This is a genomic window from Novosphingobium sp. PhB55, from assembly GCF_004368805.1.
Taxonomy (GTDB): domain Bacteria; phylum Pseudomonadota; class Alphaproteobacteria; order Sphingomonadales; family Sphingomonadaceae; genus Novosphingobium.
Genome location: NZ_SODQ01000006.1, coordinates 160,351 through 173,408 on the forward strand (window position 1 = coordinate 160,351; position 13,058 = coordinate 173,408).

Annotated in this window: 10 protein-coding genes and 1 tRNA gene; 3 read left to right on the forward strand and 8 right to left on the reverse strand. The window is 65.9% G+C overall.

The window, feature by feature from the left end:
• Positions 1 to 39: 39 nt before the first annotated feature.
• The 5 genes from clpX to sppA form a co-directional block, all read right to left on the reverse strand.
• A complete protein-coding gene (gene clpX, locus EDF57_RS16055) occupies positions 40 to 1,302 on the reverse strand; it encodes an ATP-dependent Clp protease ATP-binding subunit ClpX (protein WP_132262033.1) in 1,263 nt (420 codons plus the stop codon).
• 151 nt (positions 1,303 to 1,453) lie between these two features.
• Entirely contained in the window at positions 1,454 to 2,122 is a 669-nt protein-coding gene (gene clpP / locus EDF57_RS16060) for an ATP-dependent Clp endopeptidase proteolytic subunit ClpP (protein ID WP_132262031.1), read from the reverse strand.
• A 173-nt stretch (positions 2,123 to 2,295) separates the two neighbouring features.
• Positions 2,296 to 3,873 carry a trigger factor gene (gene tig, locus EDF57_RS16065; protein WP_134095014.1) on the reverse strand — a complete coding sequence of 526 codons (1,578 nt, stop codon included), beginning with the start codon at positions 3,871 to 3,873 and terminating at the stop codon, positions 2,296 to 2,298.
• 77 nt (positions 3,874 to 3,950) lie between these two features.
• A tRNA-Leu gene (locus EDF57_RS16070) sits at positions 3,951 to 4,034 on the reverse strand.
• A 455-nt stretch (positions 4,035 to 4,489) separates the two neighbouring features.
• Positions 4,490 to 6,373, reverse strand: a complete 1,884-nt coding sequence (gene sppA / locus EDF57_RS16075) for a signal peptide peptidase SppA (RefSeq protein ID WP_134095015.1) — start codon at positions 6,371 to 6,373, stop codon at positions 4,490 to 4,492.
• A 179-nt stretch (positions 6,374 to 6,552) separates the two neighbouring features.
• Here sppA and EDF57_RS16080 point away from each other — a divergent pair, with 179 nt between their 5' ends.
• Positions 6,553 to 7,548 carry an aspartate carbamoyltransferase catalytic subunit gene (locus tag EDF57_RS16080; RefSeq protein WP_132262027.1) on the forward strand — a complete coding sequence of 332 codons (996 nt, stop codon included), beginning with the start codon at positions 6,553 to 6,555 and terminating at the stop codon, positions 7,546 to 7,548.
• A complete protein-coding gene (locus EDF57_RS16085) occupies positions 7,545 to 8,786 on the forward strand; it encodes a dihydroorotase (RefSeq protein WP_134095016.1) in 1,242 nt (413 codons plus the stop codon). Before EDF57_RS16080 ends, EDF57_RS16085 begins: the two co-directional genes overlap by 4 nt.
• A 255-nt stretch (positions 8,787 to 9,041) precedes the next feature.
• On the opposite strand, the gene EDF57_RS16090 is transcribed toward EDF57_RS16085, so the two are convergent.
• The 3 genes from EDF57_RS16090 to EDF57_RS16100 are packed head-to-tail and all read right to left on the reverse strand — an operon-like array spanning position 9,042 to position 11,545.
• Positions 9,042 to 10,295, reverse strand: coding sequence for an SPOR domain-containing protein (locus EDF57_RS16090; RefSeq protein ID WP_243841097.1), 1,254 nt, complete (start codon positions 10,293 to 10,295; stop codon positions 9,042 to 9,044).
• A gap of 15 nt (positions 10,296 to 10,310) precedes the next feature.
• Positions 10,311 to 10,817 (reverse strand): hypothetical protein, encoded by a 507-nt coding sequence (locus EDF57_RS16095; protein WP_243841098.1) that lies wholly within the window; start codon positions 10,815 to 10,817, stop codon positions 10,311 to 10,313.
• A gap of 2 nt (positions 10,818 to 10,819) precedes the next feature.
• Positions 10,820 to 11,545: a ParA family protein gene (locus EDF57_RS16100; protein ID WP_132262023.1), complete on the reverse strand. Its 726-nt coding sequence runs from the start codon at positions 11,543 to 11,545 to the stop codon at positions 10,820 to 10,822.
• A 374-nt stretch (positions 11,546 to 11,919) separates the two neighbouring features.
• Here EDF57_RS16100 and EDF57_RS16105 point away from each other — a divergent pair, with 374 nt between their 5' ends.
• Positions 11,920 to 12,963 carry an SPOR domain-containing protein gene (locus EDF57_RS16105; protein WP_243841125.1) on the forward strand — a complete coding sequence of 348 codons (1,044 nt, stop codon included), beginning with the start codon at positions 11,920 to 11,922 and terminating at the stop codon, positions 12,961 to 12,963.
• Positions 12,964 to 13,058 lie beyond the last annotated feature (95 nt).

The window sequence follows — 13,058 nt, forward strand, 5'->3', positions numbered from 1 at the left end:
CCGGACGGGCCTTTTTCGTCTGCACCTGCTTCGCAGGGATCAGGCTGCGGCCTCGGCCTTGTCGCCCTTGAGCACGCGAACCGGCTCCTTGCGGCCTTCGACCACGTCCTTATCGACGACGACTTCGGCGATATCGCCTTCGGTCGGCAGGTCGAACATGGTGTCGAGCAGCAGCCCTTCCACGATCGAGCGCAGGCCGCGTGCGCCGGTCTTGCGGTCGATGGCCTTCTGGGCAATCGCTTCGAGCGCCTCGTCGGTGAACGTCAGTTCCACGTCTTCAAGGTCGAACAGCTTCGCATACTGCTTGATCAGCGCGTTGCGCGGCTCCTTCAGGATCTTGACCAGCGCCTCGATGTCGAGGTCGTTCAGGGTCGCGATCACCGGCAGGCGGCCGACGAACTCGGGGATCAGGCCGAACTTGAGCAGATCTTCCGGCTCCGCCTTCTGGAGCAGTTCGCCCACGCGGCGCTTGTCCGGATCGGCGACATGCGCGCCGAAACCGATCGAGCGCTTCTGAAGGCGGTCGGCGATGATCTTCTCAAGACCTGCGAAGGCACCACCGCAGATGAACAGGATGTTGGTCGTGTCCACCTGCAGGAATTCCTGCTGCGGGTGCTTGCGGCCGCCCTGCGGCGGAACCGAAGCGGTCGTGCCTTCCATCAGCTTCAGCAGCGCCTGCTGCACGCCCTCGCCCGAAACATCGCGCGTGATCGACGGGTTCTCGGCCTTGCGGCTGATCTTGTCGATTTCGTCGATGTAGACGATGCCGTGCTGCGCCTTCTCGACATTGTAGTCGGAAGCCTGGAGCAGCTTGAGGATGATGTTCTCCACGTCCTCGCCCACGTAACCGGCTTCGGTCAGCGTGGTGGCGTCGGCCATGGTGAACGGCACGTCGAAGGTCTTGGCGAGCGTCTGCGCGAGCAGCGTCTTGCCCGAACCCGTGGGACCCACGAGCAGGATGTTCGACTTGGACAGTTCCACGTCGCCCTGCTTGCCGCTGTGCTTCAGCCGCTTGTAGTGGTTGTGCACCGCCACCGACAGAACACGCTTCGCGCGTTCCTGCCCGATCACGTAGTCGTTCAGCGTCTCGCAGATTTCGCGGGGAGACGGCACGCCGCCGTCCTTTTTGCCCGCGATCCCGGCCTTGGTCTCTTCGCGAATGATGTCGTTGCAAAGCTCGACGCATTCGTCGCAGATGAAGACCGTGGGTCCCGCGATCAGCTTGCGCACTTCGTGCTGCGACTTGCCGCAGAAGCTGCAGTAGAGGGTGCTTTTCGCGTCAGATCCGCTCAATTTCGTCATTTTCCGTCTTTAGGCCCATTCGAGGCGACTCGTCGAGTCTACCTTGGACGGGGCCGGTTTTGCAATCCTGAGACCGATATGGGTATCCCCGCAACCGTTGCAAAGGACTGAAGGTCGGGACTCCGTTGGAGCCCCGACCTTGCGGTCATGCTCAGGCTTCGGTCGGCTTGTCGCCGTCGGGCCGCGTTTCGAAGACCTTGTCGACGAGGCCGAACGCCAGCGCTTCCTCGGCTTCGAGGAAGGTGTCGCGGTCCATCGCCTTCTCGATCTCGTCGAGCGACTTGCCGGTGTACTTCACGTAGAGATCGTTGAGGCGCTTGCGCATCCGCAGGATCTCGCGCGCCTGGATCTCGATGTCGGACGCCATGCCCTGCGCGCCGCCCGAAGGCTGGTGCACCATGATGCGGGCGTTCGGCAGCGCGATGCGCATGCCTGGCTCACCGGCGGCGAGCAGGAAGCTGCCCATCGAGGCGGCCTGGCCGATGCAGACCGTGGAGACGCGCGGCTTGATGTACTGCATGGTGTCGTGGATGGCCATGCCGGCCGTCACCACGCCGCCCGGCGAGTTGATGTACATCGAGATGTCCTTCGAGGGATTTTCCGACTCGAGGAACAGAAGCTGCGCAACGATCAGCGAGGCCATGTGGTCTTCGACCTGGCCGGTGATGAAAACGATGCGCTCGCGCAGGAGGCGCGAGTAGATGTCGAAGCTGCGCTCACCGCGGCTGGTCTGCTCGACGACCATCGGCACCAGCGCGCCGGTCACGGGATCGGTAGTGAACTTTCCTTGGGCGCCCGCGGCGCCAAACAGGTCGAGCATGGGAGTCCTCTTCTGGTTTGGACCGCCTATGTCGCGTGCCCTTCGCCGATGTTCAAGGGCTTTAACGATCTAACGCGGATGGGATGTGGGATAACATTCTCCATCCTCGATAAGAAAACGGCCCGGCGCAATCTCTGCACCGGGCCGCTTCGCGCATCAGCCTGAAAGAAGGATCAGTCCTTCTTGGCAGCTGCCTTCTTGGCGGGAGCCTTCTTGGCGGGCTTGGCTTCCGCCTCGCCTTCAGCGGCTTCCTCGGTCTTCTTGGCGGCAGCCTTCTTGGCGGGAGCCTTCTTCGGCTTTTCCTCGGCAGCGGCTTCGTCGGCGTCGGCAGCGGCGTCTTCCGCAGCGTCTTCCTTCTTGGCAGCTGCCTTCTTGGCCGGGGCCTTCTTGGCCGGAGCCTTCTTGGCTTCCGCCGGCTTGTCGCCGTCGGTGTCGGCTTCGATAGCGGCCTGCAGTTCGTCGCGGGTCACTTCACGCTCGGTGACGTCAGCCTTCTCGATCAGGAAGTCGACGACCTTGTCTTCGTAGAGCGGGGCGCGCAGCTGGGCGGCCATCATCGGGTCCTGCTGGACATATTCGAAGAAGCGCTGGCGATCTTCCGGACGGTACTGCTGAGCGGCCTGCGAGACCAGCATCTGCATTTCCTGGGCGGTCACTTCGACGCTGTTGGCCTGGCCGATTTCCGACAGGAGCAGGCCCAGACGCACGCGGCGCTCGGCGATCTTGCGGTAGTCGTCCTTCTCGGCTTCGATCTCGGCGAGAGCGGCCGCGGGGTCTTCCTCGTGGCTGGCTTCGTGCGTGAGCTGCTGCCAGATCTGCGAGAATTCGGCTTCCACCATGGTCGGCGGCACGTCGAAGTCATGACCGGCGGCAAGCTGGTCGAGCAGCTGGCGCTTCATCGCGGTGCGGGTCAGGCCGGCAGTTTCCTGCTCAAGCTGGCCCTTGAGCAGGCCCTGGAGCTGTTCGAGGCTCTCGAGGCCCAGTTCCTTGGCGAAATCGTCGTCGATCTTCGATTCGGCAGGCGCCTTCACTTCGTGCGCGACGATGTCGAAGGTGGTTTCCTTGCCGGCGAGGTTCGCGGCCTGGTAGTCCTCGGGGAAGGTCACGGTAATGGTGCGCTCTTCACCGGCCTTGATGCCGCCGAGCTGCTCTTCGAAACCGGGGATGAAGCGACCGGCACCGATCACCAGCGGAGCCTTCTCGGCCTTGCCGCCTTCGAACTCGACGCCGTCGAGCTTGCCGGTGAAGTCGATGATCACCTGGTCGCCGTCTTCGGCCGCACCGTCCTTGGTCTCGAAACGCTGCTGCTGCGAGGCAATGCGCTCGACCGCTTCGGTCACGGCGTCTTCGGCGACGGGCACGACCAGCTTCTCAAGCTTGAGGCCGTCCAGCGAGGGCGCAGCGATCGTCGGCAGCACTTCCAGGCTGACGGTCAGCTCGGCGTCCTTGCCCTGCTCGTAACCTTCGCCGAGAGCGACGTCGGGGTTCATCGCGGGGCGCAGGGCGTGGTCGGCGACCAGCTTGTCCATGGCTTCGCGGATGGTCGCGTTCAGCGCGTCCTGGTGGATCGCTTCGCCGTGCATCTTCTTGACGAGATTGGCGGGAACCTTGCCGGCGCGGAAGCCGGGCATCTTCACCTGCGGCGCGATCTTCTTGATTTCGCCTTCGACGCGGGCCGTGATGGTCTTGGCGGGAATGGTCACCGTGTAGGCGCGCTTCAGGCCTTCGTTGGTGGTTTCGACGATCTGCATTTCAAATGCCTTCCTGTGCAATTCAACGGGCCTTACGGGGCCAATTCTCGCGACTCATCTCCCCCAGGGCGGCGTAATGGTGCGGGCGAAGGGACTCGAACCCCCACATCTTTCGATACTGGTACCTAAAACCAGCGCGTCTACCATTCCGCCACGCCCGCAAAGATCAAGCCTGAAACTCAAGGGACGTGCCCTTATAAGGACACGCGGAAAAGGGCAAGCGCCGCGAGTCGCACCGGAGCAAGTCGCGCACGGATCCGCTGCGGCGTTCCGGCCCGCCGCGACGGCATCGCATGCGAAGAACCGATGCGCCAGTCGGCCTGCACCGGCCATGCAACCAAGCCTCTCCGCCACGGGTTGCAACAGCATCAGCAAGAGAGAGGCGAACATGGCAACCCAGCCTGCCGACAACCCCGGCGACACTCCCCCCGAGACTCCGGTACCCCCGAGCGACCCGAACGAACCCACGGCCCCCACGGAAATTCCCGAGACCGGACCCGATTTCGACCGCCCTGAAAGAGGCCCGGTCGAACTTCCACCACCTGACTGATTCCATTCAGGAAATTCAGGCGCCGCGTTCCATCCCCGGGAAGGAACACGGCGCCTTTTTTGCTGCTCAGTCCTTGCCCAGCCAGTGCGCCAGGCTTTCCAGAGCCGAGAGTTCGCGCAAATCGTTCGGCCTGGTCCGGCCCGGAACGATCGGGCATTCCATGCAATAGGCCTGGGTTCCGCGCGCCGTGAACATCGCGCTGACCTGCTCCGTCACGCGAGCGAACTGCTGCTGGCGGCGCAGCGCCGTAAAGCTGGCGAAATCGAGGGCGGCGGCGGATTGTCCTTCGGAATCCGATGTCAGCCCGCCCAGGAATTTCGAGAACGAATCCGTCTCGTCCTTCAGGTAGACCGCCTGATACTTGCCGTTCCCGACGCCGCCGAGACGAGCCGCTTCTGCCAGCGCCGCGTCGAGATTGCCGATCTTGTCCACCAGACCGATCCGCAGCGCTTCCTGCCCTGGCCAGACCCGGCCCTGAGCGATCGAATCGAGCTTCTCGGGCGTCATCTTTCGCGCCGCGGCGGAAATGCCCACGAACTTGCGGTAGGTATTGTCGACAGAGGCCTGGAGCATGCCTTCCACTTCAGGCGTGAAGCCGCCGAGAATGTCAGGCTGGCCGGAAAGCGCCGTGGTCTTCACCCCGTCGCTGGTGACGCCGTAGTCGGCCAATGTCTTCTCGAAGCTGGGGACAACTGCAAAGACGCCGATCGAACCGGTGATCGTCTCGGGCTGCGCGAAGACTTGCTGACCGGGGGTGGATACCCAGTAACCGCCGCTTGCCGCCATGTTGCCCATCGATACGACGATGGGGATCTTGCGCGCCTTGTAGCGGTCTATGGCACGGCGGATGCGTTCGGCCGCCATGGCCGAGCCACCCGGCGAATCGACGCGGACGACCAGGGCCTTGAAGCCTTCGTCGATATTGTCGTCCAGCAGGTCGGCAATCCGATCGCCCCCCGCCTGTCCGGGACCGGCATCGCCGTCGACGATCTCCCCGGCCACGGTGATGACGCCGATCTTCGCGCCCTCACCCTTCTCGGGATTGGCGGCAAGCCATGCGGCCAGGCGATTCGCCTTGAAGGGCAGGTCGCCGTTCTCATCCTTCCCGGCAACCTCGGCCACGCGATTGCGGAATTCGGTGATGTCGCCGATGCGGTCCACCAGGCCGGCGGCCTTGGCGCCCTGCGCGAAGTCGCCTCCCGACGCCTGCGACCAGGCCATCGGATCACCGGTCATCTGGTCGAGCCGGGCCTTGGGTCGGGCCCGCTGGATGTCGGCCTTGTAGCCGCTCCACAGCGCGCCGTAGATGTCCTGATAGGCTTCGCGCGCGGCCGGCGACATGTCGTTGCGGAGATAGGGTTCGACGAAGCTCTTGTAGGTGCCGGCGCGATAGACGTGGGCATTGACCTTGAAGCGGTCGAGCAATCCCTTGAAATAGACCTGGTTGCCGCCCGGGCCCGCCACGAAGGCGCCGCCCATCGGATCGACCCAGACCTCGCTGGCGTGGGAAGCCAGCTGCACGCCGTCATCGGCGTAGGCGTTCGCGAACGTCAGCACCGGCTTGCCCGCCTTGCGCACTTCGTCGAGCGCCTTGCCGATTTCCTCGATATGCACCATGCCGCCGCCCAGGAAGCGCGACATGTCCAGCACCACGGCCTTGATCCGCGAATCCCTGGCGGCCAGACGCAGGGCGCGTTCAAGATCGCGGGCCTGGAACTCGCTCGAGGTTGATTCCGTGCTCATCAGCAGGCTGAGCGGATCGACGTTGCTCTTCTCCTCGACGATGTTGCCATCGAGTTCGAGCAGCAAGGCCCCGTCCACGATCTTGCCCGGCGAAGGGCGCGATGAAAGCGCGGCATAGAGCAGCGCGAAGAACAACAGCAGGAAAATCAAGGCCAGGGCATCTTTCACGCCCACCAGCAGCTTCCAGATCTTGCGCGCGAACGTCATGAATTCACCAGCCTTTCGATCCCCTGCCATAACGCCCTTATCCGGGCGCGGCCATAGCGAGGGCACCATCGGCCAATCCGGTCTCCTGCCCATGCGAAAGGGCGCGTGCCCATAAGATCCGCCTTGGCGCTAAAAACACCTTGAGCCGACTCCGAGCCGAGCCTAAGGCCTTGTCTTCGATGACAGCTCCAGAATTCACATATCCGGAAGGCTCCGCAGCCTTCCCGCACCGCAGCCTCGTGGGCATCGGCGGCCTGGCCCCGCACGAGATCATGTTCCTGCTGGACGAGGCCCAGCAATGGGTCGACCTCAACCGCGGCACGCAGAAGCGGCGCGACCTGCTCTCCGGCCTGACGATCATCAATGCCTTCTTCGAGAATTCGACGCGCACGCTGCTGAGCTTCGAGATCGCGGGCAAGCGCCTCGGCGCCGACGTCGTCAACATGGCGGTGGCGAATTCGAGCGTGAAGAAGGGCGAAACCCTGATCGACACGGCGATGACGCTGAACGCCATGCGCGCGGACGCCATCGTCATTCGCCACGCCAGCTCGGGCGCCGTGCACCTGATCTCGAACCTCGTCGACTGCCCGGTGCTCAATGCCGGTGACGGCCAGCACGAGCACCCGACGCAGGCCCTGCTCGACGCGCTCACCATCCGCCAGGCCAAGCGTGCCTTCAACGGCCTGCGCGTGACGATCTGCGGCGACATCCTGCACAGCCGCGTCGCCCGCTCCAACATCCTGGCGCTCAATTCGCTGGGTGCCGAAGTCCGCGTCTGCGCACCGCCGGCCCTGCTGCCCGCCGATATCGAGCGCATGAGCGTCAAGGTCTTCCACGATTTCGATGCCGCGCTGAAGGGCGCCGACGTGGTGATGATGCTGCGCCTTCAGCTCGAACGCATGGAAGGCCAGTTCATCCCCTCGCCGCGCGAATATCGCCATCTCTACGGCCTCTCGCTCGACCGTCTCGCCAAGGCGGAAGGCAATGCCCTGGTCATGCATCCCGGCCCGATGAACCGCGGCATCGAGATCGACAGCAATGTCGCCGATCTCGTCGGCCGCTCGCAGATCACCACCCAGGTCGAAATGGGCGTGGCCATGCGCATGGCCTGCCTCGATGTCCTGACCCGACGAGGGCGCGGAATGCCCGGATGGGCTGGGGAGGCCCGGGCATGAGCAACAATACCCCCCTCACCGTGACCGGCGGCCAGCTGGTACTGCCCGATGGCACCATCGCCCCGGGCGCGCTGCGCAGCGAAGGCGGCTTCATCACCGCCGTCGGCGCTGACGTCACGCCCCAGCCGGGCGACGAAGTTCACGACGCCCGCGGCCGGCTGATCGCCCCCGGCCTCGTCGACATCGGCGTCTTCGCCATCGACAAGCCCGCCTTCCACTTCGGCGGCATCACCCGCGCGGCGCTCATGCCTGACCAGAACCCGCCGCTCGACGTGCCGGCGCGCGTGCGCTTCGCGGCGCAATCGGGCAAGCCGGACCTCTGGGTCCATCCGCTCGCCGCGGCGACCCAGAACCTCGAAGGCAAGGCACTCGCCGAGATCGCACTCATGCGCGACGCGGGCGCCAAGGCCGTGACCACCGGGCGCCAGTGGATCGCCGATTCGGGCACCATGCTACGCCTGCTCCAATATACCGGGATGCTCGGCATGGTCGTGCTGGCCCATCCGGAAGATGCGGGAATCACCGGCAAGGCCGTCGCCACTTCCGGCGAAATGGCCACCCGCCTGGGCCTGCCGTCCGCGCCTGCCGAAGCCGAAGCCCTCGCCATCTCGCGCGATATCGCCCTGGCCGAACTGGCCGGCGCGGCCATCCACTTCCGCAAGGTGACGACCGCAAGAGGACTGGACCTCGTGCGCCGCGCCAAGGACAGGGGGCTCAAGGTCACGGCCGGCGTCACGCCTGCCTACTTCATGCTCTCCGACCTCGCGCTGGCGGGCTTCCGCACTTTCGCGCATCTTTCGCCTCCGCTGCGCTCGGAGGACGACCGCAAGGCCGTGATCGCGGCGATCGGGGACGGCACGATCGACGTCGTCGCCTCGGGTCACGATCCGCGCGGCCCTGAGGACAAGCGCCTGCCCTTCGCGGATTCCGCGCCGGGCATGGCCGGCGCCGAGACCTTGCTGCCGCTGACGATGAACCTCGTGCGCGACGGCGTGATCTCGCTCTCCCGCGCCTTCGAACTGATCGCGACCAACCCTGCGAAGCTGCTCGGCGTCAATGCGGGCAAGCTCGAAGTGGGCGCCGAGGCGGACATTGCCGTGATCGACGCCGATCGGCCGTGGATCGTCGATTCGGACAAGATGGCCGCTGCCGCCGGCAACACGCCGTTCGACAAGCAGCCCGTCCAAGGCCGCGTGCTGGCGCTGTTCAAGGGCGGGGTCGCTGTAAAGGCCAAGTAAGCAGTCGCGTGATGGCAGGGGCAGATGACCCCTGCCCCCTCCGCCGACCCTCCATTTCTCGCGGAATATGTCCGTCTGCCGCCCCTTTGTGGCCCCGGCAGGCGTTCTGGTGGCATCGCGAAGAGCGCCTGACCGGCCGCTGCTTTCACTTTTTTAACTTCCCTGAAACCAAAAAAGACGGCCCCTGTCCGAAGACAGGAGCCGTTTAGGTTCACATGGAACTCAAGTGCGAGGGGCAAAGCCCCCGCGGAAACTCTAAAGCTCGGCGCGGCGCATCTGATTCGCACCGACGCCGCCGGGTAGCGGCCGTTGCTGCGCATAGGCAAGGCAGGGATTGCCGCCCTGCCGAACGCTGGCGCAGACGGACTGGGCCGCACGCTGGTCGAAACCGCCCGCCGCGACGCGGTAGTAAGTCTGGCCGTTCACTTTCGCCTCGGTAATCCGCAAATCATGCCCCCGAAGGGCCGGGTTGCGCGACTGAAAAATTCCCCAGGCCCGCTTGGCGCCGTCCATGGTCCGGAACGAGCCGAGCTGGACGAGATGCGTAGCCGAAATCAAGGCCTTGGCCGGAACGGCCTGCGGCTTGGCCGCCGCCACCGGACGAACCGGAGGCGCGGTGGCCACACGCACCGGCGCGGCGACTCGGGCAGCCGGCATGGGCGCAGGCGCCGGAGAAACCGGCTGGATCTCTTCGGGCTGGTTCGCACCCCAGAAAGTTTCGCCGGTTTGAACGGGCGGAAGTTCCGCTTCGGGCGAAGCCGCTGCGGGCGCTTCGGCCATGGCCATCCGCGGCGAAGCGGCAGGAGCGTTGAGCGCGAGCATCGCAGGCTGCCCCGGATCGGCGCGCAGCGGCGCACCGATCAGGCCGGCGATCCGCGCCTGCGACTGGTCCGGGCGGGCTGCACGCGCCCATTCACCAAGACGGCCGTCGAGCTGGTCGGCCGGAACGTCCTGCGAGGCGATCAGGCGGGCCTCGCGCCACCGGCCGTCAAGGGCATAGGCATAGGCCAGGTTCTGGCGCGCCTTGGGCGTATTGTCACCGCCGCGAACGACGCCGGTCAGGATATCCACGCCAGTGGCGGGACGACCGGCAAGAGCGACGGCAAGACCGTAGTCGCTGGCCGGCAGCTTGTTCTGGAAGCGCTGGAGCACGGCCATGGCCTCAGCCCCGCGACCCGCGCCGACATAGGCCAGCACGGCGCCAAGGCCGGTGCGCGGGCTCTGGTCGCCCAGCGCAATGGCATCCTCGAAAGTGGTGGCGGCCGAATCGAAGCGTCCGGCAGAGAGGTAGGTCTGGGCCAGCGCAGCTCGGGCCGAAGCATCGCGCGGCGAGCGGGTGACACGCTGCTCCGCGCGGGCAAGATCCTTGTCCCCCGGCTCACCCGGGGCGGCCGAAGCACCGGCGCGGGCGAAAGGCGCCTGTCCTGCGCAGCTCACCAGGAGCGTCGCGGCCATCGCGGTGCAGATCGCGAGAGCGGCGCTGCGGGCACGGAAGTTGAGGGGTTGCATCGATCGGGCCCTGGCTCAGCTGCGCCCGCCGACGGGCATGGCGATTTCCGGCATTTCGGAAAGGAATTTGTCGAGCGCCTCGGTAACCAGCACTTGCGCGCTGCGGTTCAGCAGCACGCCGGCCATCTTCAGCCGGAAGTGACGATCTGCATCGAGGCGCAGGGTAAAGGCGGCACGGCGCCCCTCGACGGCGGCCGAGCGACTCTGGACGGTCATGCGGCCGAGGCGCTGGGCAAGCTCGTCGATCTGGCGCAGCACGTCGGGCGCGGGGGCCGAAGCGGGCAGTTCGGCACTCGGTCCGACCAGCTCGATCCGATCGTTCTGGACCGCATCGTTTTGAACCGCGTCGTTCTGGCCCCAGTCGTTCCAGCCAAGGTCTTCCATCCGCGCACCGGCGACGGAAAGGCTCGTGGCGCCGAGGTTGACGGCATCCTGGCGCCGCATCGCCGGGCGGGCGCGCCCCTTGCGGGCCAGCAGCCCGGGCGTCAGCGAGGCAAAGCCGTGTTCGCTCAAGCCGGTCACGATCAGGATCCTGCCACGCGGCGGCCGAAGCCACCGATCGGTCGTGCCGCGCCGGGCATGATCGGCTGGCCGGTCAACTGCGGCGCCGAGAAGACGGTGCGGCGGAAATTGCGTTCGAGGCGGTCCGAAACGTAGTTCCACAGCGCGGTCACTTCCTGCGCGGAACGACCGTTGGGATCGACTTCCATGACGGTGCGGCCGTCGATCATCGACGCCGCGAAGTCGGTACGCTGGTGCAGCGTGACGGGAGCGACGGTGCCGTGCTGGGAAAGCGCGACGGCGGCCTCGGCCGTGATGCGCGCTTTCGGGGTGGCGGCGTTGACCACGAAGATCAGCGGCTTGCCCGAGCGTTCGCAAAGGTCGACGGTGGCGCCCACCGCGCGCAAGTCGTGCGGGCTGGGACGCGTCGGCACCACGATCAGTTCCGAGACCGAGATGACGCTCTGGATTGCCATGGTGATGGCGGGCGGCGTATCGATCACGGCCAGCTTGAAGCCTTGCTGGCGCAGGACCTGAAGGTCGCTGGAGAGGCGGGCCACGGTGGTCTGGGCGAAAGCAGGATAGTCGGCCTCACGCTCGTTCCACCAATCGGCGAGCGAGCCTTGCGGATCGATGTCGATCAGGACGACCGGCCCGGCGCCGGCGCGCTGCGCCTGCACGGCGAGGTGCCCGGAAAGCGTGGTCTTGCCCGAACCACCCTTCTGCGATGCCAATGCCAGTACGCGCAAAGCCGTTACCCCCTGAGGAACCCCGCGCCGAAAGATCGGCGGCTCGGAAAATTCAGTTTCTCACAGAGGGCTGGATCGCAGATCGTTCCTAATTTAGAGTTAACCCCGCCGCCGTTTCAGGCACTTGCTGCTTGGCCGCCTCCGCCAGGTCCGGGATTTTTCGTTTACCATCGGAGTTAACGCGAATTTCGCCCTTCCATGGGCATCTTTCGGGATATCCGGATGATCCGGTGAGTGCCTTCGCTTACCATGTCCGGACCTTAGTCAGGAAATCGAGGCCAGCAGACGTGCGGAAAAATCGAAGCGCCCTATCATGTCTCCCCCTGCACCTCGGGCTGGCCGCCGCGCTTGCGAGTCTTGCCGCTGCCCCTGCCCTGGCCGAGGTGAAGTCCGGAGACGTCAAGTCCGGGGGCGTGAAGGCAGGAGTCGAGGCCTGGTCCGCCGGAAACTACGCCGCCGCCGTCCAGCAATGGCGCCCGCTGGCCGACAAGGGCGATGCCGACGCCCAGTTCAACCTGGCCCAGGCCTACAAGATGGGGCGCGGCGTTCCCGAAGACCTTGGCAAGGCGGAAGAACTTTACGGCAAGGCCGCCGCGCAAGGCCATGTCCAGGCTTCCGACACTTATGGCCTCATGCTGTTCCAGCGTGGAGAGCGCCAGAAAGCCATGCCCTATCTGCGCAGTTCCGCCGCACGCGGAGACGCGCGGGCCGAATATATCCTGGGGGTCGCGCACTTCAACGGCGACATCGTGGAGAAGGACTGGGTACGGGCCTATGCCCTGGTGAGCATGGCCCAGCGCGCAGGCCTGCCCCAGGCCGCCAATGCCCTTGCCCAGATGGACGAGCATATTCCGCTCTCAGACCGTCAGAAAAGCGTAGGGCTCGCCGCCCAGCTTACTGCGCAGGCCGATGCGACCCGCACCCGCGAAACCGCGGAGGCCGAGCTGGGAACGGGTCCGCGCGCGCCCACGCCGACGAGAATCGCCAACGCCCCGGACAGCCCCGCCCGCGCCGGTGCCGACTATACCCTGCCCGCCATTGCGCGCCCGGCCGACCGCGCGCCCTTGCCTGCCGCGAAGGCGCCGCCAAAAGTCGCGGCCGCCCAGCCGGTCGCCCGCCCCGCTCCCCCGCCTGCGCCGAAACCTGTGGAACCGAAAGCCGCGCCGCGCCCTGCTCCGGCCGCGGCGAGCGGCGGCATCTGGCGCCTCCAACTCGGCGCCTTCGGCGTTCCCGGGAATGCGGAGAAGCTCTGGGCCTCCTTGTCGAAGCGCCCGGAAATGACGGGAAGCAAGCGCCAGCTCGTACCGGCCGGAAAGCTCACCAAGCTCTATGCCGCGGGCTTCGCCAGCAAGGCGCAGGCCGACCGCGCCTGCGGCGCGCTCAAAGCCTCCGGTCACGAATGCATCGTCACCTCGTAGTCATACCCCTACTTTGCAGGTCGTCGTGGACGCGCCACGGCTGATCGCCTAGTCTTCCTCTCAGGGAGACCAGGAATGCTGAAAGCCATCGCGGG